Annotated in this window: 27 protein-coding genes; 19 read left to right on the top strand and 8 right to left on the bottom strand. The window is 68.8% G+C overall.

Translation table 11 applies throughout. The features are described 5' to 3' along the window. Nucleotides 1-2: 2 nt before the first annotated feature. On the bottom strand, nt 3-1,013 hold the full coding sequence (locus BEN78_05530; GenBank protein ID ASR42923.1) for a hypothetical protein: 1,011 nt from the start codon (nt 1,011-1,013) through the stop codon (nt 3-5). A 306-nt stretch (nt 1,014-1,319) separates the two neighbouring features. Here BEN78_05530 and BEN78_05525 point away from each other — a divergent pair, with 306 nt between their 5' ends. The 11 genes from BEN78_05525 (at nt 1,320) to BEN78_05475 (ending at nt 10,815) form a co-directional block, all read left to right on the top strand. Further along, nucleotides 1,320-1,622: a hypothetical protein gene (locus BEN78_05525; GenBank protein ID ASR42922.1), complete on the top strand. Its 303-nt coding sequence runs from the start codon at nt 1,320-1,322 to the stop codon at nt 1,620-1,622. Between the two features lie 278 nt (nt 1,623-1,900). Then, nucleotides 1,901-3,937 carry a hypothetical protein gene (locus BEN78_05520; protein ID ASR44936.1) on the top strand — a complete coding sequence of 679 codons (2,037 nt, stop codon included), beginning with the start codon at nt 1,901-1,903 and terminating at the stop codon, nt 3,935-3,937. An 87-nt stretch (nt 3,938-4,024) separates the two neighbouring features. Then, nucleotides 4,025-5,284 (top strand): hypothetical protein, encoded by a 1,260-nt coding sequence (locus tag BEN78_05515; GenBank protein ID ASR42921.1) that lies wholly within the window; start codon nt 4,025-4,027, stop codon nt 5,282-5,284. Nucleotides 5,285-5,348: 64 nt separating this feature from the next. Beyond that, the gene (locus tag BEN78_05510) at nt 5,349-5,684 is read left to right on the top strand and encodes a hypothetical protein (GenBank protein ID ASR42920.1); all 336 of its coding nucleotides are present in this window, start codon (nt 5,349-5,351) and stop codon (nt 5,682-5,684) included. Nucleotides 5,685-5,717: 33 nt separating this feature from the next. Further along, entirely contained in the window at nt 5,718-6,137 is a 420-nt protein-coding gene (locus BEN78_05505) for a hypothetical protein (protein ID ASR42919.1), read from the top strand. A 55-nt stretch (nt 6,138-6,192) separates the two neighbouring features. Further along, nucleotides 6,193-6,930: a hypothetical protein gene (locus BEN78_05500; protein ID ASR42918.1), complete on the top strand. Its 738-nt coding sequence runs from the start codon at nt 6,193-6,195 to the stop codon at nt 6,928-6,930. A 2-nt stretch (nt 6,931-6,932) separates the two neighbouring features. Beyond that, nucleotides 6,933-7,553, top strand: coding sequence for a hypothetical protein (locus tag BEN78_05495; protein ID ASR42917.1), 621 nt, complete (start codon nt 6,933-6,935; stop codon nt 7,551-7,553). Between the two features lie 31 nt (nt 7,554-7,584). Continuing rightward, the gene (locus tag BEN78_05490) at nt 7,585-8,250 is read left to right on the top strand and encodes a hypothetical protein (GenBank protein ID ASR42916.1); all 666 of its coding nucleotides are present in this window, start codon (nt 7,585-7,587) and stop codon (nt 8,248-8,250) included. Between the two features lie 62 nt (nt 8,251-8,312). After that, complete coding sequence (gene fliI / locus BEN78_05485; GenBank protein ASR44935.1) at nt 8,313-9,605, top strand: flagellum-specific ATP synthase FliI; 1,293 nt, start codon at nt 8,313-8,315, stop codon at nt 9,603-9,605. Then, nucleotides 9,602-10,084, top strand: coding sequence for a hypothetical protein (locus BEN78_05480; protein ASR42915.1), 483 nt, complete (start codon nt 9,602-9,604; stop codon nt 10,082-10,084). Before fliI ends, BEN78_05480 begins: the two co-directional genes overlap by 4 nt. A gap of 20 nt (nt 10,085-10,104) precedes the next feature. Then, nucleotides 10,105-10,815 carry a hypothetical protein gene (locus BEN78_05475; protein ID ASR42914.1) on the top strand — a complete coding sequence of 237 codons (711 nt, stop codon included), beginning with the start codon at nt 10,105-10,107 and terminating at the stop codon, nt 10,813-10,815. Nucleotides 10,816-10,860: 45 nt separating this feature from the next. Here BEN78_05475 and BEN78_05470 read toward each other — a convergent pair whose 3' ends face one another. Then, nucleotides 10,861-11,544 (bottom strand): hypothetical protein, encoded by a 684-nt coding sequence (locus tag BEN78_05470; GenBank protein ASR42913.1) that lies wholly within the window; start codon nt 11,542-11,544, stop codon nt 10,861-10,863. 229 nt (nt 11,545-11,773) lie between these two features. Between BEN78_05470 and BEN78_05465 the strand changes: the two genes are divergently transcribed. The 6 genes from BEN78_05465 (at nt 11,774) to BEN78_05440 (ending at nt 16,053) form a co-directional block, all read left to right on the top strand. Further along, the gene (locus BEN78_05465; protein ASR42912.1) at nt 11,774-11,998 is read left to right on the top strand and encodes a hypothetical protein; all 225 of its coding nucleotides are present in this window, start codon (nt 11,774-11,776) and stop codon (nt 11,996-11,998) included. A 3-nt stretch (nt 11,999-12,001) separates the two neighbouring features. After that, a complete protein-coding gene (locus tag BEN78_05460; GenBank protein ID ASR42911.1) occupies nt 12,002-12,304 on the top strand; it encodes a hypothetical protein in 303 nt (100 codons plus the stop codon). A gap of 409 nt (nt 12,305-12,713) precedes the next feature. Then, a complete protein-coding gene (locus BEN78_05455; protein ID ASR42910.1) occupies nt 12,714-13,172 on the top strand; it encodes a hypothetical protein in 459 nt (152 codons plus the stop codon). A 68-nt stretch (nt 13,173-13,240) separates the two neighbouring features. After that, on the top strand, nt 13,241-13,579 hold the full coding sequence (locus BEN78_05450) for a hypothetical protein (protein ASR42909.1): 339 nt from the start codon (nt 13,241-13,243) through the stop codon (nt 13,577-13,579). A 978-nt stretch (nt 13,580-14,557) separates the two neighbouring features. Next, complete coding sequence (locus BEN78_05445; protein ID ASR42908.1) at nt 14,558-15,217, top strand: hypothetical protein; 660 nt, start codon at nt 14,558-14,560, stop codon at nt 15,215-15,217. Nucleotides 15,218-15,387: 170 nt separating this feature from the next. After that, nucleotides 15,388-16,053, top strand: coding sequence for a hypothetical protein (locus BEN78_05440; protein ID ASR42907.1), 666 nt, complete (start codon nt 15,388-15,390; stop codon nt 16,051-16,053). Nucleotides 16,054-16,196: 143 nt separating this feature from the next. Here BEN78_05440 and BEN78_05435 read toward each other — a convergent pair whose 3' ends face one another. Beyond that, nucleotides 16,197-17,795, bottom strand: coding sequence for a hypothetical protein (locus BEN78_05435; GenBank protein ID ASR42906.1), 1,599 nt, complete (start codon nt 17,793-17,795; stop codon nt 16,197-16,199). A gap of 334 nt (nt 17,796-18,129) precedes the next feature. Continuing rightward, on the bottom strand, nt 18,130-19,044 hold the full coding sequence (locus BEN78_05430) for an acid phosphatase (protein ID ASR42905.1): 915 nt from the start codon (nt 19,042-19,044) through the stop codon (nt 18,130-18,132). Nucleotides 19,045-19,156: 112 nt separating this feature from the next. On the opposite strand from BEN78_05430, the gene BEN78_05425 reads away from it, so the two are divergent. Then, nucleotides 19,157-19,810 (top strand): hypothetical protein, encoded by a 654-nt coding sequence (locus BEN78_05425; GenBank protein ID ASR42904.1) that lies wholly within the window; start codon nt 19,157-19,159, stop codon nt 19,808-19,810. A gap of 36 nt (nt 19,811-19,846) precedes the next feature. Here BEN78_05425 and BEN78_05420 read toward each other — a convergent pair whose 3' ends face one another. After that, nucleotides 19,847-21,823: an ATP-dependent DNA helicase Rep gene (locus BEN78_05420; GenBank protein ID ASR42903.1), complete on the bottom strand. Its 1,977-nt coding sequence runs from the start codon at nt 21,821-21,823 to the stop codon at nt 19,847-19,849. A 75-nt stretch (nt 21,824-21,898) separates the two neighbouring features. Here BEN78_05420 and BEN78_05415 point away from each other — a divergent pair, with 75 nt between their 5' ends. Next, nucleotides 21,899-22,525, top strand: coding sequence for a thymidine kinase (locus BEN78_05415; protein ASR42902.1), 627 nt, complete (start codon nt 21,899-21,901; stop codon nt 22,523-22,525). A gap of 4 nt (nt 22,526-22,529) precedes the next feature. Here BEN78_05415 and BEN78_05410 read toward each other — a convergent pair whose 3' ends face one another. From BEN78_05410 to BEN78_05400, 3 genes are all read right to left on the bottom strand, one after another. Continuing rightward, nucleotides 22,530-23,342: a DNA-formamidopyrimidine glycosylase gene (locus BEN78_05410; GenBank protein ID ASR42901.1), complete on the bottom strand. Its 813-nt coding sequence runs from the start codon at nt 23,340-23,342 to the stop codon at nt 22,530-22,532. Between the two features lie 124 nt (nt 23,343-23,466). Beyond that, nucleotides 23,467-24,777, bottom strand: coding sequence for a hypothetical protein (locus BEN78_05405; GenBank protein ID ASR42900.1), 1,311 nt, complete (start codon nt 24,775-24,777; stop codon nt 23,467-23,469). Between the two features lie 91 nt (nt 24,778-24,868). After that, nucleotides 24,869-26,125, bottom strand: a complete 1,257-nt coding sequence (locus tag BEN78_05400) for a 6-phosphofructokinase (protein ASR42899.1) — start codon at nt 26,123-26,125, stop codon at nt 24,869-24,871. Nucleotides 26,126-26,149: the final 24 nt, after the last annotated feature.

Here is a 26,149-nt window from a genome sequence, read left to right as displayed (position 1 = left end):
CGCTAGATCCTCCTGTCGGGCGTGGGCAGCGTGAAACCGAACACGCTGCCGCCGCCATCCCTGGCCTCGAAGAATAGCCGGCCTTCGTGGTACTCGATGATCGACCGACAGATCGCAAGGCCAATGCCCAAGCCATCGGATTTGGTGGTGTAGAACGGCGAGAACAGCTGCTCGCTCTGTGCCGGGCTCAGGCCCGGGCCGCGGTCGCAGACCCGGACCTCGATCTCGTCGTCCAGGTTGACCCGGGCCTCGATCCGCAGGCCGCGCTGCGCGGCGGGGACCTCGCGCATCGCCTCGATCGCGTTCTTGACCAGATTCAGCAGCACCTGCTCGATCATCACCCGGTCGGCATAGACCGGCGGCAGGGCGGCCGGCAGCGCCAGTTCCACGCGCAACTGCTGACGCTCGGCTTCCAGCCGCAGCAACTCGAGCACGGTGTCGACGATCAGCGGCAACTCCTGGGCGTCGCGACGCGGCTCCCGGGCGCGGACGAACTCGCGCACGCGTGCGATCACCGCGCTCGCATGCTCGGCCTGGGTGCGCGCGGCCTGCAGCGCGCGCTCGACCTGGACCGGGCCACCGGCCTGGCCGACCAGCCGCAGGCTGCCGTTGAGGTAGTTCACGATCGCCGCCAGCGGCTGGTTGAGCTCGTGCGCGAGGGTGGCGGCCATCTCGCCGACCGACATCATTCGCGAGGTGAACAGCAGCTTCTCCTGCTGTGACTTGTGCGAATCCAGGGTCTCGATGCGTTCACTGATGTCGACCGCGGTCAGCAGCGACAACGCCTGGCCGCCGCAGTCGAGGTCGCGCCAGTGCAGGGCATACCAGCGGCCGCTGTGCGGCGCGCGCACTTCCTCACCGCGCGCCTCGCCGGTCAGATCGCCATACAGGCTGGCCAGCAATGCATCACGCTGGCCGTGGCCGGGCAGCGCGCCCAGATCGGCAGAAAAGCGTGGATTGGCGGCCACCAGCGCGCCGCTGCGCCGATCGAAGGCGGCGCACGCGAACGGCACAGCCGCCAGGACGGCGGCCAGCGCTTCGGATTGCGCGCCGCGCCCCGCTGACCGCGAGCGGCTGGTGCGCGACGGGCCCGTTGCCCCTGTCATGCGGCAGCGGCGGCCCGCACGGCGCTGATAACGTAGGCCGGCACCGCTCCGGTGCGCACCCGCCAAGATGCCATGACCCGTGCCGCCTGCCCGTCCCGTTCTTCCGCACTGCGCCGGGCATCCGGCCTGCTGGCCATCGCTTGCTGGCCAGGATGGGCCAGCGCTGCGCCAGCCGCCCCGGCTGCGTCGGCCAGCGACTCCTTCGTCGGCGAAATGCTGGCCATCGTGCTGCCTTTGGTCTTCATCATCGCTGGCCTGCTGTTGCTGTTGCGGCTGCTGCGCCGTCGTTATGGGTTGTCGAGTGGGGACACGCCGCTGACGGTGGTGCAGATCCTGCCGGTCGGTCCCCGGGAACGGCTGGTGGTGGTGCGGTCGCGCGCGGGCCGATCGTTCGCCATCGGTGTTGGCGCCCAATCCGTGACGTTCGTCACCGATCTGGAGGCCGATGACCTGGCACCTGCCAACGAGACGGCAACGCGCACGGACGCGCGCTTCAATATCGCTGGAGATCGTTAAGTCTGCGTGACGTCCGGCGTCACCCCGGTCCAGCCCGACCCCGCGGCCTTCACATTGCTTGCGCCCGGCTTTGCGACACGCTTGCAACATCCGGTTGACCACTTCCTAACATCCATAGGGTATCGTACAAGGGCAAAAAGTGACGCACGAGGTCAGGGGCAGATGCGCCGAATGAAGTCCAGATTGCGCGGAGTGCGGAATTGCGCGGTGCCCGCGTCACGGCGCGTGCGTGCGCTCCAGTGCCAAGGGGCGGCCGCATGAAGGCCCTGCTCGCCACCCTGACCGGCGCGCCCGCCGGCGCCGCGCCCCGCGGCAAGTTCGGCTACAGCGACGTCATCCTGGCGTTCGCGGCGGTCACCATCATCAGCGTGATGATCCTGCCGCTGCCGCTGGTGATCATCGACACGCTGGTGGCGGTGAACATCTCGATCGGGTTCGGCCTGCTGCTGCTGGGCATCTATATCCCCACGCCGGTCGCGTTCTCCAGCTTCCCGAGCGTGCTGCTGCTGACCACACTGTTCCGGCTGGCGATCTCGATCGCGATCACCCGTTCGATCCTGCTGCACGCCGAAGGCGGTCACATCGTCGAGACCTTCGGCACGCTGGTCGCCGGCGGCAATCTGGTCGTCGGTCTGGTGGTCTTTTTGATCATCACCGTGGTGCAGTTCATCGTTATCGCCAAGGGCGCCGAGCGCGTGGCCGAGGTCGCCGCGCGCTTTACGCTCGATGCGATGCCCGGCAAGCAGTTGTCGATCGATTCCGACCTGCGCGCCGGCCTGATCGACAAGGACGAGGCCCGCCGCAAGCGTCGCCTGCTCGAGACCGAGAGCCAGCTGCATGGCTCGCTCGATGGTGCGATGAAGTTCGTCAAGGGCGACGCGATTGCCGGCATCGTCATCATCCTGATCAACCTGCTTGGCGGCCTGGCCATCGGCGTGCTGCAGAAGGGCATGCCGTTGGCCGAGGCGACGCACGTCTACAGCATTCTGACCATCGGCGATGGCCTGGTTTCGCAGATCCCGGCGATCCTGGCGACGATCGCCGCCGGCCTTGTCGTCACCCGCACCACCGGCGAGATCGACGACCGCCACCTGGGCGATGCGATCACCCGCCAGGTCGCGGGCCAACCGCGCGTGCTGCTGATCACCGGCATCCTGGCCTTGCTGATGACCCTGGTGCCCGGCTTCCCGTGGCTGGTCTTCCTGTTTCTGGGCGTCGGCCTGCTGACCCTGAGCGCCTGGCGTTACCGCCACCAGTTCGAACTGCTGCGCCGCGCGTTCCGGGTCAGCGAGGAAGAGGTCGTGGCCGAAGCGCAACAGGCGACCGAGCGCGACGATCTGGCGCCGCCGGCGCCGCTGCAGTTGCAGGTCTCACCAGCGCTCGCCCAGGCGCTGGGCGCGCACAACCTTGAGGTGCGCATTGCCGAGACCGCGCAGCGCCTGCGCGAGGAGTACGGCGTGCCGGTACCGGCGCCGTCGATGCGCATCGTGCCGACCCTGGCCGACGACGAGTACCGCCTGACCGCGTTCGGCGCGCGCATTGCGACCGGGCGTCTGCGCACTGACGCCTGGCTGCAGCCGCAGTCGGCCAGCGCGGCCGGTGCGGCCAAGCAGCCGGGTTTCTATCCTGCGGTGATCGCCGGCGAATGGACCCAGGCGCAGGCCGACGGCGCGCAGGCGCCCATCGACGTGCTCGCCCACCATGCCGATGCGGCTATCCGCCGGCGCATGGGCGGCTTCCTCGGCATCCAGGAAACCTCGAACCTGTTCGCGCGCATGCAGCGCGATTACCCCGACCTGGTCAAGGAAATGCTGCGCGTGGTCGCGCCGCAACGTGTGGCCGACGTGCTGCGCCGGTTGTCGGAGGAAGGCGTGCCGATCCGCAACCTGCGCGATGCCTTCGAGGCGATCACCGATGTCGGTGGCCGCGAAAAGGACGTGGTGCTGTTGACCGAATATGTGCGCGTCGCGCTCAAGCGCGAGATCGCCGATCGCTATTCAGACGACGAGCGCACGCTGCATGTACTGTTGATCCATCCCGAACTGGAAGACAAGCTGCGGCAATCGGTCCGCGTGGCGGGCGGTGCCAGCCAGCTTGCGATCTCTCCGGAACTGGCCGGACGGCTCGGCAACGAGGTGCGTGCGCACCTGGGCCGGCAAGCCCCCGGCGTGCGACCGGTGCTGTTGTGTTCGCTGGACGTGCGCAGGCATCTGCGCAAGCTCATGGAGGTCGATTTCTTCGACCTGCCGGTGCTCTCGTACCAGGAACTGGCACCGGATCTGCGCATCGTGCAGGCGGGGCAGATCAATGCGTGACCATGTCGTATCAAACCGGGGCGCATGCCGCCGGGCCGCACGGATGTTCGCGGTGCCGCGCGCAGCGTACGCCAAGCGAGGACACTCATGACGCAACGCAACGACAATCCGACGCGGCCCGTGCACCAAGTGCTGCGCATCGTCGACGGCCTGCACGCTGGCGCAAGCCGTGTGCTTGGCGACGAGGAAATGATCCTGGTGGGCAGCGGTGAGGACTGCGATATCGTCCTCGCCGACGACGGCGTGGCCAGCCACCATGCGCTGGTGACGCTGGTCGGTGGCCGGTTCCTGGTGCGCGCGCTCGATGCGCCGGTCCAGGTCGGCGCCACCCAGGTCGAGCCCGGCGATCCGGTCGAACTGGCCACTGTGCAGCCAGTGCGACTGGGCGAGGCCGCAATCGCGTTCGGCCGCGAGGACGATCCGGACTGGGACGGCTTTGTGACAGTCTTCGCGCCGCCCGATGAGGCGGCGCCGCGGCGCTCGGGTTTCGTGCGTCGGCTGCCCCTGATTGCCGGCATCGCCGCGCTGTCGCTCGCCTCGCTGGCGATCTTCGCTGCGGTGCTGCCGGGGTCGCAGACCACGGTCGATCCGCGCGATCGGCTCGATGCGTTGCTCCAGGAGCACCGGGTGATGAATCCGGGCATTTCCGATGGCGTCGATGGACGGCCGTCGGTGACCGGCGCGGTCGACAGCGCCGCGACGCTCGAACGGCTGCGCGCGCAGCTCCAGGCCGAAGGCATCGCCGCGTCGCTGCAACTGCGTACCGGCGAGAACATCGCCGCCGACGTGGCCGAGATGTTCCGCGGGCACGGCATTCCGGTGAAGGCCCGCTACACCGGCAACGGCGATGTCGAAGTGGTCGGCGAGTTCGAAGACGGCGCCGAGATCGAGCGCCTGGCCCGCTCGCGGGCGGTCAGCGAGATCTCCGGTGTCGCGCGCATCCTGCCGCGCACGCCCGACGGCCAGGTGCCGCGCACCGCGTCGCAAGGCCTGGCGCCCGAAGAGCCCCCGCCGCACATCGTCTCGATCGTGCGCGGCGAAGACCCGCATCTGATCGCCTCCGACGGCCGGCGCTTCGTGCCCGGCGACGAGCTGCCCGGCAAGGGGCGGCTGATCTCCATCGGCGCGTCCGCCCATGTGCTCAATGCGCGCGGCGACCTGGTCAAGATCACCCCCGGCCCGGTGGCCACGCTCGACGACACCGCGACCGCGTCGGCGCCGACCGGTGAGCAGGTCGATCCACGCTTCACACAGGTCGTCGCCGGCGTCACGGCCGGCAGCCGCGGCGTTGTCGCGACGGCCCGCAACAGTGCGGCCCACGGCGGTCCGGCCGCCACCACCCAGTAACCCCAAGGCGCATTGCGCCGCGTTCGTTGCCTAACACCCCTTTGCAGACGACAGGAGCCACGACATGACCACCATCTCCAACGACGCGATCGGCAACTTCATCGGTCGCGCATCGATGCACAACGATCAGAACACGCTCCGCGGCACGCGCACCGGCGGTGCGGGCGGCGGCAGCTCGAGCTGGTACGAGGCGATGTCGCGTGCCTGGGGCCAGACCCTCGACGCGCAGGCCACACGCATCACCAACCTCTCGGACGTCATCGGCCAGGGCGGCGATCAGCCGTCGAACGTGGTCGCACTCACCGCCGAGAGCCTGCGCATGCAGTTCCTCTCCAACAATGCCTCGACCTCGCAGAACAGCGTCGGCCAGGCCCTCGAGACGCTGGGTCGCAAGCAGTAAGCGGCACGCGCCAATCGTTCTAAGGAGATCATCATGGTGGACGCAATCCAGGCCGTCGGCATCGAGCCCGCGGCACAGGGGGCAGGGGCACCGGGCGGTGGACAACCCGTCGCCGATGCCTATGAAGTCAACCAATTCGCCGAGGCGATGAATCGTGCCGGTGGCAGTCCATCGGCCGCCAACGCGACGCCCGACGTCGCCAGCGTCGGCGCGTCCGAGCCCTCGGAGGGCATGCGGATGCTGATGTCGGCGGTCGACAACCTCAACGGTGGTGCCGAGAGCATCAACTCGCTGGCCAAGACCATGACCCAGAACACCGGGGAACTGACGCCTGGCCAGGTCATCGAGATGACGATGAAGTCGCACCACTTCCTGTTCCAGTGCGAAATGACATCGAACGTCGCCAACCGCACGTCCGACGGCATCCAGCAGCTGTTCCGCCAGCAGTCCTGACGAGGTGACGTGGATGCGTCTTTCCAACCGTAATCGATGGTCGGGCTGGCTGGTCGTGCTGCTGGCGTGCTTGGTGCTCGCCGGCTGCGGTGGCAGCCCGTTGTACAGCGCGCTCGAGGAGCGGCAGGCCAACGAGATGATGGGCGCGTTGATCGGCTCGGGCATCCAGGCCAAGAAGAAGCCCTCGGCGACCAAGGTCGGTTGGGACGTCGTCGTAGCCGAGAGTGATATCCCGCAGGCGATGGCGGTGCTGGAGGCCCGCGGCCTGCCGCGGCAGCACTATCAGAACCTCGGCGACATCTTCAAAAAGGAAGGCTTTGCGTCGTCGGCCACCGACGAACGCGGCCGCTACATCCACGGCCTGCAGCAGGAGATCTCGCACACGCTGAGCATGTTGCCGGGTGTGGCCAACGCCCGCGTGCACATCGCGCTGCCCGAGCGCGATCCGCTCGGTGGCTCGACCGGCAAGACGTCGGCGGCGGTGTGGATCTTCGAGCAGCCCGGTGCCAGCGTCCGCGACCGCGAGGCCGACATCAAGATCGTGGTCAAGGACGGCGTCGAAGGGCTGACCGACATCAATCAGGTCTCGGTCAAGTTCGTGGCGATGCCGGCGCCGCCGGAGGCCGGACAGAGCGGTGGCACTGCGATGGCGCTGTCGGCGGTGAGTCCGCTGGCGATCGGCATCGCGGCCGCGGTGGTCGTGATCATCGCACTGCTGCTCGCCTTCGGCAGCCGCCTGCGAGGGCGTCATGCCGCGCCTGCTGAGCCCGCACCGAAGCGCTGGCAGGGCTGACCGTGTCGCTGCGGGCGCTGCTGGCCGAGGTGCATCCGGCCTGGCACGGGGCCGGCGATGGCGGGCTCGATCCCGCCCTGCTGTGTCGCGCCTGTGACAGTGCATTGGGGCGTCGCCTGTTGGCCACCGCGCTCGCGGCCGGGCCGGCCTCGCATCTGCTGACGCCTTCGCCCGACGGCCCCGGCGCGCTGATCGCGCGCTGGAGCCGTGTTCGTCTGGACGCGCTGCATCGCGATCTGGGCGTACTCGCCTACGCACCCGCGATCCGTGCAGAGATCGGACGCGAGCCGGTGCGCCGGCTCAAGTCGACGCTTGGCAGCAGCTATCTGCTCGCGCTCGATCGCAGTGTCTGGGATGCGAAGGTCGAGCCGGATGTCCACACGCGACTTGCCGATGCCCTGCGCCACGCGCTGTCCGCGCACGATGGCACGACGACACTGCTGCGGACCTTCGCAATTCAGGGCCGGGCCGAACTCCAGGCCTGGGCCAGCCATCGCGATCCGGCGCTCGCACAGTGGGCGCGCTTGCTCGAAGCGCCCGAGGCGCTGCCGCCTGCACACTTGCCCGAGAAACCCGTGCTCGTGGTACAGACCCATCATCAGAACCGCGCCGTCGCCGCCTGAGCGGCGCGGATCACCGGAGTTTCGAACGCGTATGTCGACCGCCGCTTCTCCCCAACGCCACCGATCCGAAGGCAGCGCCGCTGTCTTCGAGCGCCGCCAGTTCCAGCGCGGCGTCGCGGGGCCGATCGTCCGCGCCGCGGAGTGGCGGTCGCTGGGTGAACTCGATGCGCTGCTCGAACGTGTCAACGCCCTCTACGACGAAGCGGGCGCGGAGGTCCAGAAGGCGCGTGAGCAGGGCTATGCAGAGGGGTTTGCCGAAGGGCTGGAACGGGCCAAGCAACAGATGACCGAGCAACTCGCCTCGCTCAACGAGCGTCGCGCGCGCGTGTTGGCCGAGGCTTCAGGCCGGATCGGCGATCTCGCGTGTGCGATCGTGCAGCGGCTGGCGCCCGGCTTCGATGCTGCTGCCGTCGTGCCCACCCTAGTGATGCAGGCGGTCGAGTCGGCGCAGGCCGAGCAGTTCCTGATGATCCGCGTCCACCCCTCCGCGCGCGAGCGTGTCGCCGAAGGTCTGGGCGCGGTGCGCCAGGCGCATCCGGGTGTCGGTCTGATCGAACTGGTCGACGACGAAAGTCTCGACCCCTTGAGCTGCATCGTGGTCTCGGAGGCCGGCGAAGTCCGCGCCGGCGTCAGCCAGCAGATCGAGGCGATCCGCGCCGCGTTGGCGCAGGCGAGCGCGCACGTGGCCGCGCCATGACCGCCGATCTCGCCCTGTCGGCACTCGATGCCGTCGGCGCACCGGCGCCCGCGCACGACCCGCTGCTGCACGCGCTGGGCAAGGTCCAGGCGATCGAGCGCGTGGGCCGGGTCAGCGAGGCCTATGGCACGCTGATCAAGGCGACGGGTCTGCGCGCGGCGATCGGCGAGCTGTGCCATCTGCGCAATCCGGGCGACAACCGCTTCGAGCTGGCAGCCGAGGTCGTCGGCGTGTCGCGCCAGCACACCGTGCTGACCCCGCTGGGTCCGCTCGACGGAATCGCGGCAACGACGGAGGTCTATGCCTCCGGCCGTCAGGCGTCGGTGCCGGTCGGCGACGGCTTGCTCGGGCGCATTCTCGATGCCCACGGCACGCCAATCGACGACCTGGGACCGATCGGTCCAACGGTCGATGCACCGATCTACGCTGCCTCGCCCAATCCGTTGCGCCGGGCGCTGATCGAGCGCCCGTTCTCGACCGGCGTGCGTGCCATCGATACCGTCATGACCGCCGGCGAAGGCCAGCGCATCGGCATCTTCGCCGTAGCCGGCGGCGGCAAGAGCACGCTGCTGGGCATGCTTGCCCGGGGCGGCGACGCCGACGTCAACGTGGTCGTGCTGGTCGGCGAGCGCGGCCGCGAGGTCAACGAGTTCATCAACGACAATCTCGGCGCGGCCGGCCTGGCCAAATCGGTCATCGTCGTCGCCACGTCCGATCGGCCTGCGCTGGAGCGCAGTCGCGCCGCGTGGGTCGGCACCGCGGTTGCTGAGTATTTCCGCGACCAAGGCAAGCGCGTGCTGTTGCTGGTCGATTCGGTCACCCGCTTTGCGCGCGCGCTGCGCGATGTCGGCCTGGCGGTTGGCGAACCGCCGGCCCGGCGCGGCTTTCCTCCCTCGGTGTTCAGCGAGCTGCCGAAGCTGTTCGAGCGTGCGGGCAACAACGACAAGGGCTCGATCACCGCGTTCTACACCGTGCTGGCCGAGGATGAGGATGGCGGCGACCCGATCGTCGAGGAAGTGCGCTCGATCCTCGACGGCCACATCGTGCTCTCGCGCAAGCTCGCCGCTGCCTACCATTATCCGGCGATCGACGTGCTCACCAGTCTCAGCCGCACGATGCCCAGGGTCGTCGAGCAGCCGCATCTGCGCGCGGCCGGGCAGTTGCGCAAACTGCTGGCCAAGCACCAGGACATCGAGCTGCTGGTGCAGCTGGGTGAGTACAAGCGCGGCACCGATCCCGACGCCGATCTGGCGATCGAGAAGATCGGTGCGATTCGCGCGCTGCTGCAACAGTCCGAACAAGAACTGGTGCCGTTCGACACTTCGTCGGCGGCCTTGCGGAAGTTGTTCGCATGAAACGTTATCCGCTGCAGACGCTGCTGCAATTGCGTGCGCATCGCACCGAGGCGGCGCGGCGTGTGGTGCTGGACCGCCAGCGCGCACTGCAGCAATGCCAGGACGTCTGCCAGCGGATCGAGGGCGAGATCGACGAACTGCGTGCCTCGCGCGCGCAGCATCGCGCGCGTCTGCTCGACCCGCCGCCAGCCGGCGTGCCATGGCCGGCGGCGCTGAGCCAGCGCGAGCTCTATATCGAACTGATCGGCGAGCAGATCGTCGGCGCCCAGGCGCGCCTGGCCAAGGCCCAGGACGCGGTGCGCGAGGCCGAGCAGGCCCTGCAGGCCGCGCGCGATGCGTTTTTCCGCGCCAAGGCCCGCGAGGATGCGCTGGAGAAGCGGCGCGATGTGTGGCGCGGAGAACAACGCGGGTTGCAGGCACGCCAGGAAGAGGCCACCGCCGAAGATCTGATGCAGGCGCGCCATCTGGCGCGCCGCTAGCCAAACCGTAGGAGACGACGATGACGATTCAACGCAACGATTCGACCCCCCGGCCCCCGGACCAGTCGGCGCGCAACCGTCAGGTCGATCGCCAGGCCAAGGCCGACCCGCGCGACGTCGCGCCGCGCGAGCAGGTCGACCAGTTCCGCTCGCTGATGCAGCAGGCCAAGGGCGGCAATGTGGGGCTCGAGCAGGTCCCGATGCAGACCGGCGAGGGCCAGTCCGACGAGATGCTGCTGGCCGAACAGGCCAGTCGCCAGGAAGCGGCAAAGACCGGCCAGTCGGTGGCCGAGGTGCTCGATGCGCGCACGCTCCGGCAACAGCACGAGTCCGGGCTGTCGTCGCAGCCCATGCCGGCCGAATCGGCGGCGATGCTGCAGGTGCACATGGCGCTGCGCGACGGCGCCGCGGCGCCGCAGCCTTCCGCGGCCCCAGTGCCCGCCGATCCGGGGCAACTGCTCGACATGATGGAACGGCACGTCCGCCAGCTCGCGGTCCACGATGCGCGCCAGTCCGGCGGCGACGGCCAGGTGCTGTTGCGCATGTCCGATGCCACGCTCCCGGGCACCGATCTGCTGCTCACGCGGGAGGGCGAGGGTTGGGTGCTGCGCGCCGACAGCCGCTCGCGTGAGAGCTTCGACGCCATCCGCGAAGCCGGGCCGCAGCTGGCCCGCCGCTTCGCCGAGCGCAATCTCGGCACGCTGACGATCGACCCGCACTTCCACGGCTGACCGCGCGCCATTGGCCTGCCCTCAGGCGGGCCGCTTCTGCGCCGATCACAGCGCCGGAGGCTGCGCCGACGTGTCGCGCTGCGCGTTTGGGGCCACGCCCTCCCGACGCGGACGCAGGCCGCGCCAGTCCTCGCGCCGCAAGCGAAACCGGCGCGCCGGCTTGCCGAAGTGCATGCCGGGATCGATTTCCTCGAAGCCCAGCCGCAGCAACAGCGGCGGCACCGACCGATTATCCGGTGCGCAGTGCGCCACCAGGTCCTCGAGCCCCAGTCCGTCGAACGCATGCGCACACAGAGCCGCGCCACCTTCGATCGCATAGCCGCGTCCCCACGCCGACGGCAACAGACGCACCCCGATCGAGACATCGCGCGTGGTGCCCAGCGGCACCAGCGAGAACATGCCGATGAACCGGTCGCAGCGATCGCCGGCGCGCCACAGGCCCAAGCCCGGACGCTCGCGATAGATGCGGTTGGCCCACACCACCAACCCCATCGCGTTGTCGAGGGAGTCGAGGCGATTGTCGAGCAGCAGGCGCGTCACTCGCTCCTCGCGGCCGAGCTGCAGCAGTTCGAGCACGTGCCGGAACGCGAAGCCGCGCAGCTGCATGCGGCGGCTGCGCAGCTGCACCTCAGCGGGATAGTCGCGGCCATTGGCCGGCAGATCCGCCTTGGAGAACTGCGGCAGCGCCTCTTCGGGCGGGGGCGCGGCGTGTGGGTCGTGAGCGGACATCGTGGTCGCCGTTATAGCGCGAATGCGCCGGACTTAAATGGGGCAACTGTCACGCCTGGGGCGTGAACTAGGGCGGACCCTAGATGGGGTACGTCCCAGATGCGCGGTGTTTGATGCCGGCGCAGACTTGCCCTGCAGCCGCGATCGGCCCACCGCTCCACCAGCCCCGACGCGCACGATTTTCGTTGTACCTCTCAGTCATCATCATCAATCGATAAGGAGACACATCATGTCAGGTGCCATTTCCGACGCCATCGGTTCCGTCATCGGTACTGCGCTGGGCGGCCCGCTGGGCGGCATTCTCGGCAACATGCTGGGCGATCTGATCGGCCAGGTGTTCAGCAGCGCATTCGACAGCCTGTTCTCGTCGATGGGTCTGCCGCAGTCGGCGCAGGACGCCGTCAGCGACGGCTTCAAGGGCGGCTTCAGCTTCAACTTCGGCGTGGGCAACTGACCCATGCAGTACGACCAGCAGGCCCAGCGCCAGGCATGGATCGACGGCCTCGCGCAATTGCGTGAACAAGGCGCGATCTCTGCCGACGACGAGACCGTGCTGATCCGGCATATGGACGAGCGTCTCGACGTCGTCCAGCAGGAGCTCAAGGCGCTCGTGCCCGAGTACGAGCGGCGCGCTGAGAGCGAAGGCCGGGAGGCCGCTGATGCCTGGCTGGGGGCACAGGCTCGCGAAATGGGCGAGCGGGAAGGCGCCGATGCCAGGCGCATGGTCAACTCGCTGAGTACCATCGAAGTCGGGCCTTGATGCCTTCCGATGTGCGATCCATACCGGGGCCAACAGGCCCCGGTATGGTATTTGCCGTCGGCGTGGCTGGTCGGCCATCGTGACGACAGCGTCATGCGCCCTTTCGTTTAATCAGTTCGCTCCACCCGCTCACCAGCACCGATCCAACTGCAGGCACGTTCGTCCACGCCAGCCCAATGGCACGCAACGCGGCGATTGATGCGATGCCGGTAACCGCGCAGAGCGTTGACACGGATTTACGACGCATGCGGTAGGAAGACCTAGCCGGCGAGGCGTCGAGGCTGAACGCTTCCAATGCGCCGGACAGGCGTCCTAGGGTTCGACCTAGCTTTCCTCCTTCGCGGCGACGGTTAGGATCCAATCCATGGGCAATCGGCCGAAAGGCTGCAATTGCAATCGAGGATCTAACGTGCAGAACAACCCCACACAGGACGATCTGGACAACGCGCAACTTGCGCTGCGCGACCGCAGCGTCGCGGTCCCGCGGGTTGCCAGTGCGCCTACCGCCGACCGTCAGGCACTAGTCGAATCGCTGATGGCATCGTTCGATGCGCAAGAAGCGAGCGCAGGCGAGGACTTGGCGGGTCTGCGCAGTGAATTGAAGGCGGCACTCGACCATGCCGCCGAGCATGTGGATGGCGATCCGGTGGTGCCGCCGCGTGGCGAATGGGTTCAGGCCGTCGAAGCGTTGCACAAGGTCGGCGCCGTATCCGAGGACGAGACCAACGACCTCATCCGGCGTCTTGACGAAGCCATGCGCCCTCTGCAGCAGGACAACGTACAGCGCGCTCTGGAGTTCGGGCGTCGCTGCCGACACGATGGCGAGGAAAGCGCACTTGCTTGGCTTCGGAATCAGCCCTCGCTGTGAATTTTTCTTTTCAATAGTGAAACTGGAGAACGATGATGAGCGGAATCGAATTTTCCTACGCGTTGACGATGAACCACTTCAACTCTCAGGTGAAAGACACTGAGGCGGTGAACAAGGGTTCGTCGGCGGCTACTGGCAGCTGGTTGGTGGCGTTGGCCACGATGCTGGGCAAGATGGCTGATCGTCTGGGTGACGGTATCGTGGATCAGGCCAAGCGCATCGATCAGCAGATGAACAAGGAAGCCAAGGCCCGCAATGACGGCGAAGCTGTGGAAGACAGCAATCTGACGCAGCTCAACTCTGAGATGCAGGCGATGGGCCAGCAGATGAAGATGCTGATGGACGCGATCTCGACCATCATCAAGAGCATCGGTGAGGGCAATTCCTCGATCGCTCGTAAGCAGTAAGCGACACGAGGTCAGCGAAGGCTGGGGGGATTATCCTCCCAGCCTTCGTCATTTCAGAAACCTCATGCCGATCCCGGACGCGGCTTGTCCTCGGGCCGGCATACGACTTTGAATCGAGGTCGTCATGGCACTAATGCAGCGCTTATCTGGTTTGGCACTGGTGGTGTTGTGCGTTCCCGCCTGCGGGGCAGCGGAACCTGCGTTTCTCGCAACCGACGATCCCTATGTGGGCACGCTCGAGGTGCGCGCGACGCCGGCCAACGGAGGTTCTGCAATGCGGGCCTCGGGTCAGGGCAGCGTTGCGTTCAAAAGGGTCGGGGGTGATCGTGTCCAACTGATCGTGCACGGTGAAGTCACGGGGGTGCCTGGACAGGCCTCCGGTGCTGGCAACGCGGGTTTCATTGCCGAGGGACGTGTACGGCCGGACGGATGGCATGCTGAGGCTGGCGGCATCCGCATCGATATCGATGCGCAGGGACGGATCACCGGGGGTGGCACGGTGCAACACGATCGCTATGTGTTGTCCGGTCGCTTGATGGGATCGCAGGGCACGCTTGTGGTCGCGATTGAGCCGGGCGCCGCGCGAGCAGCTAGACCAGACGCAGAGATCTCCAGTTTTCGTTTCACCTACGAGCTCGAACGACGGCAGATGCGCGGTGACAGGACACCTATGACGGCGCGGCGCGGGCGAGGCAATTGTCCTCATGTCGTCTATCAGCCGCGCATGATCGCCAACATCGGTGGTGGCGCGATGAGCACGGTGCAGGTCCCGGTGTGTACGCCTTGAGCGGCCTCATGCAGACGTGGCACAGCCCGCACGCTCGCCGCACCGCGCCGCAATGGGTCTAGCGGGAGAGCCGTTGAGCGGCTGCCGGCGGGGCGGTGACTGAGACCCCATCACTGCGGCGCATCAGGTGCCGTCCTCACGAAGGAGATTTACAAATGATTGAAGAGTCGAGATTACGCGTTGCGCGAGGTATGGCGCTGTTGGCGAGCCTTGCTCTGCTGCTGGCGACCGCGGTTGTGAACGCTGCCGATGGCGATGCCGCCGTGCAACGTGCATTGCAGCAGGCGGTCTCTCGGCCGGCACCTGCGCAGGTCGATGCACAGGCCGTCCAGACCCTGTCGTTCCGGCGTGACCCAGCCATTAGCGCACGGGTGCAGCAGGAGACGATCCAGGCGTTTGGCCGCAACACGCAGCAGGTCGCCGATCTTGAAAAAGTGATCGGCTCAGGCGAGTTGCTGCGCCAGTTCGATGGCATTCTGCGGCGCTACGGGTACGACCCGACCAATCTCGGCGATGTGCTGGCCGCGCATCTGCTGATCTCGTGGGAGGTGGCCAACGACCGTGACTCGGCACGCGTGCCCGAGGGGCAACGCGCGGTGCGTCGTCAGTTGATCGGTCCCCTGGCCGCCGTGCCGCAGATCGCCGGCATGAGTGATGCGGCCAAGCAGGCACAGGCCGAGCGCACGGCATATCTCACGATGGTGTCGGCGCTGTCGTACCAAACGATGAAGCGCCAGGGCAATCGCGAAGCGCTGGCGACTCTGGCTTCGGGCGTGCGCAGGGGCCTGCAGGGGAATGGCATTGATCTGCAGCGCATCGAACTGACCGACGGCGGCCTCGTCGCGCGCTGAGCGCGGTAATCGTGAAGCGCAATTCCTCGAGCGCTCGTAGGCAGTAGGTGACACGTGGCCGGTGAAGGCTGGGGGGATTTATCCTTCCAGCCTTCGTCATTTCAGCAACCCATGCCGGTCTTGGAGGCGGCTCGTCCTGGGATGGCATACGACGTTGAATCGGGGTCGTCATGACACTGATGTGGCGCTTGTCCGGTGTAGCACTCGTGATGCTGTCCGTTCCCGCTTGCGGGGAAGCGGAGCCTGCGTTTCTCGCGACCGATGATCCGTATGTCGGCACGCTCGATGTGCGCGCAACGCCGTCCAACGGAAGGCCCGCGATGCGCGCCTCGGGCGAGGGCAGCATTGCCTTCAAAAGGATGGGGGGCGATCGGGTCCAGTTGATCGTGCATGGCGAAGTTGCGGGTGTGCCTGGGCAGGATGCAGGCGCCGGCAATGCGGGCTTCATTGCCGAAGGGCGTGTAGGGCCGGAGGGATGGCATGCCGAGGCCGGCGGCATCCGGATCGACATTGACGCGCAGGGACAGATCACGGGGGGCGGCACGGTGCAACAGAATCGCTATGGGTTGTCCGGTCGCTTGATGGGGTCCCAAGGCACGCTTGTGGTCGCGATTGAACCGGGGGCCACGCGAGCAGCGGGGCCAGGCGCAGAGATGTCGCGTTTTCGATTCACCTACGAGCTCGAGCGACGCCAGGTGCGCGGCGATGGGACGCGCATGACGGTGGTGCAGCGTGGGCAGGGCAACTGTCCACACGTTGTCTATCAGCCCCGCATGATCGCCAACATTGGGAGCGGCGCGATGAGCACGGTGCAGGTCCCGGTGTATACGCCTTGAGTGATGCCATGCCGATGGTGTGACGAGGACATATGCGTAGCGGCATCGATAAGCAGCGTATCGAGCTGACCGACGACGGCCTGGTCGCACGCGGAGCGGCTGAGATCCGGGTAACAGGCCCGCCGGGCTTGCGACGGGCAAATCTATCGGCGGACGGGGCCGGCCGCGCCGCGTGCCGGGGCATTGAGCCGGCGGGCCAGCCACCATGCGCCGCAGGCGGCCGCCAGACCCGCGAACGCGAGTTCGCTGCTCCAGCGCCGCATCGCGGGGGCGGCGGGCATCTCGCCCATGCTCAGCAGCACGCTGACCAGCACCAGGCCCAGGCAGCCGTAGGCGACCAGAGCCAGCGTCCAGAACAGCCACTGCATCGCGCGCGCGATCTCGGCCGGCAGGTCGTCGTGGGGCCGCATCAGCAATCGCCGGCCCTGTGCCAGGGCGACCATCCACTGGCCGATGTCGGCGGGTCCGACCTTGAACCGGTTGCGACGGCGCAGGCCAGGGCCGTCGGCGGTGTAGACGCCGGTGGCCACCAAGTCGACGCGCGACGGTCCGCCACGCTCGCCGGCCGCCGGTGCCGTGGCTTGGGGATTGCCTGCGATCTGGGTGTTGCCGGCGACTTGCTGTGTCGCCGGCGCCTGGGTCGCCATGACCGCGGCCGGCACTGCGGCCAGGGTCGTACCGGCGGGAGCGTTGGCGATCGCGGGCTGCGTCGGGGGCGCGGCCTGCTGTGGCACGGCGCTGCGGTCCATGGCCGGATTGCCCGGGGGCGCGGGTGCGGTCCCCGCCTGTTGCGGCTGCGCGGGCGGCGCCTGCGGCGGCACAGGCAGCGGCGTGGATGTGGCTTGCGCCTGCGCGGGTGCGGCCGGGACAGTGGGCGGCGGCGATGCCGTCTGCGGCATCGTCGCTTGCTGGGCGAGTGTCTGTGGGGTCGCGGACGGCTGTTGCGCCACCCCTGCCGGCGTGGCGGCCGTCTGTCCGGGCGCTGCGGCCGGCAGCGCCACAGTGTTCGTCGCGGTGCCGGGGGGCGCGGTGGCAGGAGTCTGCGGCACGGCGTTGGTGAGTGCGCGAACGACCTGGTTGGCGGTCGAGGCGAGCTGCGTCGGCAACGTCTGCGGTGTTGCGACCGGACCGCCGCCCGGCGGTCCCGACTGGAAGGCAGGCGGCAGCGCTGTGCCCGGGGACAGGAGTTGGCGGACTGCATTCGCGGCGTTGCCCAGCAGGTTGCCCAGCGCCGGTAGCAGTCCGGTCTGGCCCGGCGTGGATGTCGGGCCACCAGGGGACGGCAGGTGTGGGGCATGACCGCCATCGGGCCGCGCCGGGCCCGGTAGACCGCCACCGAGTCCGGGGCCGGCAGGGATGCCGCCGGGGGTTGGAATGTTGGGGCCGGCCGGATGGCCGCCATGCGAGTGAGCCCCGTTCCCGCCGTGGGCGGGCTGGCTGCCGGGCAGTGCAGGCAGCTGCGGGGCGGGCAGTGTCGGGCCACCTGGTGGCGTGGGCAGGGTCGGGCGTGCATCCGCCGCCGGCGCGCCGCCCTGCGTGGGCCGCGGGCCGTTTCCGAAGTTCACACCGGGAAACTGCTGATGGAAGAGGTTGGACGTCAGCCCCTTCATCGTGTTCGAGAACGCGTTGCCGAGCTGCGGGCCGATGCCGTGCCCGTTGCCGCCCGGGCCATTGCCGAGCAGCCCGGACAGCCTGCCCAGATCGGCGGAGGCGTGCTTGTGGATTTCACTGATCAGCGACACGACGAGGCCTCGGGGGCGGCATGACCGGGTCGGTGGTGCGGAGCCGGACCCCCCGAAGGTAGTCGAACGCTTTTCCACTCACACCCTGGGGCCGACCCCAGGGTGTGAGTGCCTGTCGGACGATGTGCGCTGCGCCTCGGCCGCCTTGCGGGGCGCGATGCCGGCCACTGCGCGCACCAGACAAAAAAAGGGAGACCCTCGGGGTCTCCCTGAACCGGACGATGCCGGAGGACTCGGTGTTGACCCGTTCAGCTTAACGGGTTCAGAAAGCTGACGCAATGCTTCAGGTTTGCCATCTAAGTGGTTGAGGACCAGGCCGCATGCCTGCCTCGGATCACTGCGCCCGATCGAGGGCCGCGCGCTTGGCGGCGCGCCGGGCCGACGCGGGCTGGTCCCATGCGTTGTTGAACTGGGCCGGCTCCCAGCCGCCGTAGGTCGGATTGGCCAGCATCCACCAGCGTTCGCCGAACCAGTCGCCATACTCGTCGAGCAACTGCGTGCGGGCCTCGCCCGTGTTGGCAAGCACTTCGACGAAGTCGCCGAGCTGGTCGCCAAACTGCATCAGCACCCGATATTGGCGGCCGGCCAGGCGACGACGACAGGTCTTCTCGCTGCCGTGCTGCTCGCAGCCTTCCGCGTGCGTGCCCAATCCCAGGAACACGCTGTCGTCCTTGACGGGCAGACCTTCGGCGCGCAGGTTGGCGAGCGTCGCCTCCTGCAGATGCTGGGCGCGGTTGGACAGGTAGAGGATGGTCACGCCCTTGGCCTCGGCGGCCTTGGCGAACTCGAGCACGCCGGGAACCGGGCGGGCCTTCTTCTCGGCAACCCACTGCGCCCAGGTGACCTCGTCGTACTCCAGCCCGTTGTGCACCAGACGTGCCTGGTAGGGCGAGTTGTCGAGTACGGTCTCGTCGATGTCCATGATCACTGCAGGCGGCAGCGCGCGCGCGTCGCCCGCCAGTTCGCGCTCGGCCGGCACCAGTGCATCCCAGTTCGGTTCGGCCAGGGCCGCATCGAGGTGGTCGGCAGCCGCGCGGAACAGCGACAGGCTGTTGGCGCGGTACTCCTCCGAACGCTGCACCCACAGCACCGCGTTGAGGTTGTCGGCGGGCGCGCTGACATCGGTGACGGGCGCAGCGGCGGGCTGCGGGGCGGCGACTGGGGCGTCGGCGGGCGCCGCCACGGGCTTGCAGGCCGCGATCAGCAGCGCGCTGGCGAGCAGGGTCAGGGCGGGGAGCGTTGTGCGCATCGCAGAAAGCCTGGGATCGATCGGCCAGGGAGTGTAACCGCAGCTCTTCACGCCAGCATGACATCCAGGCGCACTCGGGCCATCATGCCGGCCCCGTCCGACAGGAGCCGATATGCACCAGACCGCCCGCTGGCCGGAACTGAGCCCCGCCGAAGCCCGCGTGCTCGGCTGCCTGATCGAGAAACAGGCGACCACGCCCGACGTCTATCCGCTCACCGTCAACGCCGCGCAGTCGGCAGCCAATCAGAAGACCGCGCGCGAGCCGGTGATGGCGCTGAGCTTCGGCGACACGCATCACGCGCTGCGCCAGCTCGAGCAGCATCGGCTGGCGCGGCAGTCGTTCTCGTCGCGTGCCGAGCGCTACGAGCACAGCGTCGGCAGCCTGCTGGACCTGCCGCCGCCCCAGATCGCGCTGCTCGCCGTGCTGCTGCTGCGCGGCGTGCAGACCGCGCACGAACTGCAGGCGCGCAGCGAGCGACTGCACGCCTTCGGCGACATCGAGGACGTGCGCCATCATCTGGAGCGGATGGCGGCCAAGGCGCTGCTGGTGCGCATCCCGCCGGGCGCGGGGCGCCGCGAGGAGCGGTTCGCGCATCTGTTGTGTGGGCCGGTCGATGTCGAGAGCCTGCCGATGCCCGAGCCACGGGGCGAGGCCGTGCGCAGCGACGAGGCGCTGGTGGCGCGCGTAGAGGCGCTCGAGGCCGAGGTCGCGGCGCTGCGCGAGGCCCTGGCCACGCTCGCACCGGGTGGGCACACCTCGCCCTGACGCCGGCGCGGCGGTGGCCGCAGCGGCCGCCGTCGCTCAACTGTCGAGCAGCGCCTTGATCGAGGCGAAGCCGTGGTTGGCGCGCTCGCGCTTGCGCTGCGCGTCGGCGACCGGGTCGGCGCCATCGCGCTGGATCTCGGCGGCCGGCAGTTCCTCGAAGAACCGGCTGGGGGTCAGCCGCAGCTTCTGGCCCCAGCGTTGGGTCTCGCGCGGATACGACAGCCACAGCTGTTCCTTGGCGCGGGTGATGCCCACGTACAGCAGCCGGCGCTCTTCGTCGATGCGGCCCTCGTCGATGCTCGATTCGTGCGGCAGGGTGTTGTCGTCCATGCCGATGATGAACACGTAGCGGAACTCCAGGCCCTTGGCGGCGTGCATGCTCATAAGCCGCACCTGGTTGCCGGCATCGCCCTTGTCGGCGTGCGTGAGCAGCGCCAGCTGCGAGGCCAGTTCGCCTGGCCCCGCGCCGCGCGCGCCTTCGAACCAGTCGGCGAGTTCGTCGAGGTTGCCGCGGCGGATCCGGAACAGCTCTTCGCTCTTGCACTGCGCCTGCAGCATCGCGATCAGGCCGGAGCGCTCGTTGAGCTTGCGTACCAGATCGCCCGGCGGCATGTGGCGCGCGTCGGCGCGCAGTTCGCGCAGGATGTCGGCGAACTCGCTCAGCGCATTGGCCGCGCGCGGGGTCAGCTGCTTGAGCAGCCCCATCGATTCGATCGCCCGCGACATCGGCATCTGGGCGCTGCGCGCAAGCTCGGCCAGCTTGGCCAGCGTCGTCTGACCGACACCGCGGCTGGGGGACTGCACCGCGCGCAGGAATGCCGAGTCGTCGTCGGGGTTGGCCAGCACGCGCAGCCACGACATCGCGTCCTTGACCTCGCCGCGGTCCAGGAACGCGGTGCCGCCGCTCAGGTGGTAGGGCACACGCAGCAGCTGCAGCGCCTTTTCCAGTGGCCGCGAGAGGTGATTGCTGCGAAACAGGATGCAGAACTCGCTCCACTCGGCCTTGCGCGCGGACTGCAGGAAGTGGATCTCGCCGGCGACCTTCTCGGCCTCGTGCGCACTGTCGCGGCACTCCCACACGCGGATGCGCTCGCCGTCGGGCTGCGCGCTCCACAGCGTCTTGGGATGTTCGTGCGGGTTGTTGGCGATCAGCGCGTTGGCCGCGCGCAACACGCGATTGCTGCAGCGATAGTTCTGCTCGAGCTTGACGATGCGCAGCGTCGGGTAATCGTGCGCCAGCGCGGCCAGGTTCTCGGGATTGGCGCCGCGCCAGGCATAGATGCTCTGGTCGTCGTCGCCCACGCAGGTGAAATTGCCCTTGGGCCCGGCGATCGCCTTGAGCAGCCGGTACTGCGCGTCATTGGTGTCCTGGCACTCGTCGACCAGCAGGTAGCCGATGCGCTCGCGCCAGCCCAGCACCGCGTCCTCGTCGGATTCGAGCAGTTGTACCGGCAAGCGGATCAGGTCGTCGAAGTCGACGGCGTTGAACGCGGCCAGGCGCTCCTGGTAGCGGGCGTAAAGCGCGGCGGCCTCGAACTCGCGCGCGCTGGTCGCCGCCGCGTGCGCCTGCTCGGGCGACAGCCCGGCATTCTTGGCGCGCGAGACCAGGCCCTGCATCGCCTGCACCACATCGGGCTTTGCGCCAGGCAGCAGGTCCTTGATCTGCGCGGCGGCATCGTCGGCATCGAAGATCGAAAACCCGCGGCGCAGCCCCAGCTTGGCGTGCTCGATCTGCAGCATCTTCAGACCCAGCGCGTGGAAGGTGCAGATCGTCAGCCCGTCGGCGGCGTCGCCGCGCAGGCGCTTGGCGATGCGCTCGCGCATCTCCTTGGCCGACTTGTTGGTGAACGTGATTGCGGCGATGCGCTTGGCCGGGTAGCGCCCGGACTGGATCAGGTGGGCGATCTTCTCCACGATCACGCGTGTCTTGCCGCTGCCCGCGCCGGCCAGCACGAGCAGCGGGCCCTCGACGTGGCCGAGGGCCTGGGCTTGTTGGGGATTCAGACCGTGCATCGGATGGGGCATCTGTCTAGCGACGCATAGTGTACCGGCCGGCGGCGCTGGCCCCTTGGCCGGTAGAATCCGCCGATGGCCAAGCTCTACTTCTACTACTCGGCGATGAACGCCGGGAAGACCACCACGCTGCTGCAGAGCGCCCACAACTACCGCGAGCGCGGCATGCGCGTGGCGATCCTGACCCCACGGCTCGACGACCGCGCCGGGGTCGGGCGGGTGGCCTCACGGATCGGGCTGTCGGCCGAGGCGATCGCGTTCGACCGCGACGACGACCTGCTCGCATGCGTGCGCGCGCTGGGCGTCGGCGAGGACGTGCCCAGGATCGACTGTGTGCTGGTCGACGAGGCCCAGTTCCTGACCCGCGCCCAGGTCTGGCAGCTGTCGGAGGTCGTCGATGCGTTGCGCATCCCGGTGCTGTGCTACGGCCTGCGCACCGATTTCCGCGGCGAGCTGTTCGAAGGCAGCCAGGCGCTGCTGGCCTGGGCCGACGAACTGAGCGAGATCAAGACCATCTGCCACACGGGCAAGAAGGCGACGATGACCGTGCGCGTGGACGAGCGCGGCTACGCGGTGCACGACGGCCCGCAGGTCGAGATCGGCGGCAACGAGCGCTACGTGTCGGTGAGCCGCGCCGAGTTCAAGCGGATCGCGCGCGGCGAAGGCCGGATCGAACCGGCCCAGCCCGAATTGCCTTTGTAGCGGCTCAGCGCTGGCAGCGGGGGCACCAGACGGTCGTACGCTGGGCGATCAATGCCTGGCGCATCGCGGCACCGCAGCGCGGACAGGGCTCGCCGCCTCGGCCATACGCCAACAGCTCCTGTTCGAAGTACCCCGGTGCGCCGCCCGGCGTGACGAAATCGCGCAGTGTGGTGCCGCCGCGCTGGATCGCGTAAGCGAGGATGCGGCGGATCTCGTCGGCCAGGCGTACATAGCGGGCGCGCGAGATCTTGCCGGCCTCGCGCAGCGGCGAAATGCCGGCCGCGAACAGCGCCTCGGCGGCGTAGATGTTGCCGACCCCCACGACGATGCGCTGGTCCATCAGCATCGCCTTGACCGGCGCGCGCCGGCCGCGGCTGGCATGGAACAGATGGTCGCCGTCGAAGGCCTCGCCGAGTGGTTCGGGGCCCAGGCCCTGCAGTAACGCGTGGGTCTGGCCCGGCGGCTGCCACAGCAGGCAGCCGAAGCGACGAGGATCGTGCAAACGCAGCACGCGCCCGGAATCCAGCGCGATGTCGACATGGTCGTGCGCAAGCAACGGTACATCGGGGGTCAGCACGCGCAGGCTGCCTGACATGCCCAGGTGCAGCAATGCACTGCCGGCCGCGGTGTCGAGCAGCAGGTACTTGGCGCGGCGGCGGATGCCGTCGATGCGCTGGCCCGGCAACTGCGCGGCGACCTCGGACGGGATCGGCCAGCGCAGGTCCGGCCGGCGCATCTGGACCGCCACGATGCGACGGCCCTCGACATGCGGCGCCAGGCCGGCGCGGGTGGTTTCGACTTCGGGCAGTTCGGGCATCGAGCGTGGGCCGGGCGGTGCCGATCAGGGCTGAGCCGAACAAGATCGGGGGTCGACCGCGCGATTCAATGGCGGCGGCATGAATGTGAGCGGTGATTCTGCCGCGACGGGGACGCCGCGCCGCTCAGACCGGCAATGTGGACGGCAGCGGTTCGGTGGCCACCCGATTGCGGCCGGCATGCTTGGCGGCATACAGCGCATGGTCGGCCAGGCGCAGCAGTCCGGCGACTGCAGGGGCGGCGTCGGTGGCGACCGGGTCGCGCTGCGGTCGGCAGGTGACCACGCCGACGCTGACTGTCACCCGGCCGAGCGGGCTGGTGGGATGCGCCAGATCCAGCGCTTCCACGTGCGCGCGCAACCGTTCGGCCACATGCGCCGCGCCGGCCTCGTCGGTGCCGGCCAGCACCACGACGAACTCTTCGCCGCCGTAGCGGCTCACCGCATCCCCTGGCCGCGACACCGCCCGGCGCAGTGCGCCGGCGATCGTGCGCAGACAGTCGTCCCCGGCCAGGTGACCCAGACAATCGTTGTAGCCCTTGAAGTAGTCCACGTCGGCCATGCACAGTGACAGTGCGCTGCCGTCGCGCCGCGCCCGACCGATCTCCAGCGCCAGCCGTTCGTCGAGGTCGCGACGGTTGTACAGGCCGGTGACGTAGTCCTGGCGCGCGTAGCCTTCGAGCCGGCGATTGGCCTCGGTGAGCAGTTGCTCGGCCTGGCGGCGGGCGGTGATGTCGATCCAGGCGATCGACAGCCCGGCCACGCGGCCGAGCGCGTCGTGCAGCGCGTGCGGCGCGGCGTACAGCCAGCGCGCGCGCCAGGCGAATTCGTGGGTCGGCAGCGGTTGGCCATCGCGCGCCAGCGCCAGATCGGCCTCGAGCCAGTGCGCCGCGTCGGGCAGCAGATCGGCCAAGCGCAGGCCGGCGAGCGGGCCGTCGTGCTCGCACAGTGCGGCCATCGCCCGGTTACCCATCACGACGGTGCCGGTGGTGTCGACCGTGCTCATCGGCACGGCGGCGTGGTCGTAGACCGCCTCGAGCCGCAGCACCCGCTCGCCGAGCTCGGAGATGTCGCGGTCGATGCCACGGTAGCCGCGGAGTTCTCCTGCGCTGTCGAACAACGGCACGCCGCTGGTTTCCAGCACCACGACGCGGCCGTCGGCATGCAGGTTGCGATTGACCAGGCCCGAGAACGCACGACGCTCGGCGATGATGGCCGCGAACGCTTCGCCCACGCGGGCGGCCTCGGCTGGCGGCATGAACTCGAACGGGGTGCGCCCGAGCATCGCCTCGGGCGGATGGCCGAGCAGGGCGGTGACCATGCGCGAGCAGTAGGTGTAGCGGCCCTGCGCGTCGACCTCCCAGGCCCAGTCGGAATTATGGTCGAGCAGTTCGCGCAGATGCTGGAGATCGCGTCGGACACCGGCATCGGACGTCATCGAAGGGCCTGCACGATCGATCGGGCGGGGTTCAATATAGCGCCGCCCCGGGCGGCCGCACGATGAACGGGCGATGCGTCGATCGTGCCGCTCAGCCGTCCCAGTCGGCCAGCGTGCGCGGCACCGGGGTCAACGCCGGGGTCACGTATTTCGGCAGGCCGTCGCGTCCGTAGGGCGGCGGCGCCTCGCCGCGCACCAGGGGTTCGAGATAACGGCGCGCGGCCGCGGTGATGCCGTAGCCGTCGCGGCGGATGAAGCCGGCGGGCATGGTCTTCTCGTGGTTGGCGACCTTCTCCAACGGCGCGGCCTCGATCTTCCAGCGATACGGCGCGTCGGAGGTGCGCCGGATCACCGGCATGGTCGCGTTGCGACCGGCGAGTGCGAAGCGCACCGCTTCGCGACCGACCGCCATCGCGTGCTCGACATCGGTCTTGGAGGCCAGATGCCGGGCCGAGCGCTGCAGGTAGTCGGGCAGCGCCCAGTGCACCTTCAGGCCCAGGGCGTCCTTGACCCGGCCGGCCAGGTGCGCGGCGACGCCGCCGAGCTGGGCATGGCCGAAGGCGTCGCGGCCGCCGCCGGCGTCGCTGACGAAGCGGCCGTCGGCGGTGCGGATGCCTTCGCTGGCGACCACGACGCACCAGCCCACGCGCTCGACCACGCGGCGCACGTTGGCCAGGAAGTCGGCTTCGTCGAATGCGCGTTCGGGGAACAGGATCAGCTGCGGGGCCTCGTCCGGGCCTTGGCCGGCCAGACCCGCGGCCGCGGCGAGCCAGCCGGCATGGCGGCCCATGGCCTCGTAGACGAAGACCTTGGTGGAGGTGTCGGCCATCGCGGCGACGTCGAGCGCCGCCTCGCGCACCGACACCGCGGTGTACTTGGCCGCCGAGCCGAAGCCCGGGCAGCAGTCGGTGACCGCCAGGTCGTTGTCGACGGTCTTGGGCACGCCGATGCAGGTCAGCGGGTAGTCGAAGGCCCGCGCCAGCTTGGAGACCTTGAGCGCGGTGTCGGCCGAGTCGTTGCCGCCGTTGTAGAGGAACCAGCGCACATCGTGTGCACGCAGCACGTCGAGCAGGCGCTCGTAGCGCGCCCGGTCAGCCTCGAGCGTGCCGAGCTTGTGGCGGCACGAGCCGAACGCGCCGCCGGGCGTGTGCGCCAGTGCGCGGACCGCGGCGATCGGCAACCGCGAGGCGTCGACCAGATCCTCGCGCAGCGCGCCGAGGATGCCGTTGCGCGCCGCCAGCACGCGCACGCCTTGCGCACGGGCCTCTTGCAGGACCGCCGAGGCGGTGGCGTTGATGACGGCGGTCACGCCGCCCGACTGGGCGTAGAGCAGGGTTCCGGAGGGCATCGCAGGCCTCGTCGATTCGGGTCG

Source organism: Xanthomonas citri pv. mangiferaeindicae, from assembly GCA_002240395.1.
In the GTDB taxonomy this organism is placed as follows: Bacteria; Pseudomonadota; Gammaproteobacteria; order Xanthomonadales; family Xanthomonadaceae; genus Luteimonas; species Luteimonas citri_A.
The sequence above is the reverse complement of the archived record's forward strand: the minus strand, read 5'-3'. Positions and strand labels throughout refer to the sequence as shown.

Excerpts from the sequence above, each read along its gene's own strand:
- BEN78_05525 (ASR42922.1), top strand. The coding sequence starts at position 1,320 with ATGCTGGCCATCGTGCTGCCTTTGGTCTTCATCATCGCTGGCCTGCTG.
- BEN78_05515 (ASR42921.1), top strand. The coding sequence starts at position 4,025 with ATGACGCAACGCAACGACAATCCGACGCGGCCCGTGCACCAAGTGCTG.
- BEN78_05510 (ASR42920.1), top strand. The coding sequence starts at position 5,349 with ATGACCACCATCTCCAACGACGCGATCGGCAACTTCATCGGTCGCGCA.
- BEN78_05505 (ASR42919.1), top strand. The coding sequence starts at position 5,718 with ATGGTGGACGCAATCCAGGCCGTCGGCATCGAGCCCGCGGCACAGGGG.
- BEN78_05490 (ASR42916.1), top strand. The coding sequence starts at position 7,585 with ATGTCGACCGCCGCTTCTCCCCAACGCCACCGATCCGAAGGCAGCGCC.
- BEN78_05480 (ASR42915.1), top strand. The coding sequence starts at position 9,602 with ATGAAACGTTATCCGCTGCAGACGCTGCTGCAATTGCGTGCGCATCGC.
- BEN78_05475 (ASR42914.1), top strand. The coding sequence starts at position 10,105 with ATGACGATTCAACGCAACGATTCGACCCCCCGGCCCCCGGACCAGTCG.
- BEN78_05470 (ASR42913.1), bottom strand. The coding sequence starts at position 11,544 with ATGTCCGCTCACGACCCACACGCCGCGCCCCCGCCCGAAGAGGCGCTG.
- BEN78_05465 (ASR42912.1), top strand. The coding sequence starts at position 11,774 with ATGTCAGGTGCCATTTCCGACGCCATCGGTTCCGTCATCGGTACTGCG.
- BEN78_05460 (ASR42911.1), top strand. The coding sequence starts at position 12,002 with ATGCAGTACGACCAGCAGGCCCAGCGCCAGGCATGGATCGACGGCCTC.
- BEN78_05450 (ASR42909.1), top strand. The coding sequence starts at position 13,241 with ATGAACCACTTCAACTCTCAGGTGAAAGACACTGAGGCGGTGAACAAG.
- BEN78_05445 (ASR42908.1), top strand. The coding sequence starts at position 14,558 with ATGGCGCTGTTGGCGAGCCTTGCTCTGCTGCTGGCGACCGCGGTTGTG.
- BEN78_05440 (ASR42907.1), top strand. The coding sequence starts at position 15,388 with ATGACACTGATGTGGCGCTTGTCCGGTGTAGCACTCGTGATGCTGTCC.
- BEN78_05430 (ASR42905.1), bottom strand. The coding sequence starts at position 19,044 with ATGCGCACAACGCTCCCCGCCCTGACCCTGCTCGCCAGCGCGCTGCTG.
- BEN78_05425 (ASR42904.1), top strand. The coding sequence starts at position 19,157 with ATGCACCAGACCGCCCGCTGGCCGGAACTGAGCCCCGCCGAAGCCCGC.
- BEN78_05420 (ASR42903.1), bottom strand. The coding sequence starts at position 21,823 with ATGCACGGTCTGAATCCCCAACAAGCCCAGGCCCTCGGCCACGTCGAG.
- BEN78_05415 (ASR42902.1), top strand. The coding sequence starts at position 21,899 with ATGGCCAAGCTCTACTTCTACTACTCGGCGATGAACGCCGGGAAGACC.
- BEN78_05410 (ASR42901.1), bottom strand. The coding sequence starts at position 23,342 with ATGCCCGAACTGCCCGAAGTCGAAACCACCCGCGCCGGCCTGGCGCCG.
- BEN78_05405 (ASR42900.1), bottom strand. The coding sequence starts at position 24,777 with ATGACGTCCGATGCCGGTGTCCGACGCGATCTCCAGCATCTGCGCGAA.
- BEN78_05400 (ASR42899.1), bottom strand. The coding sequence starts at position 26,125 with ATGCCCTCCGGAACCCTGCTCTACGCCCAGTCGGGCGGCGTGACCGCC.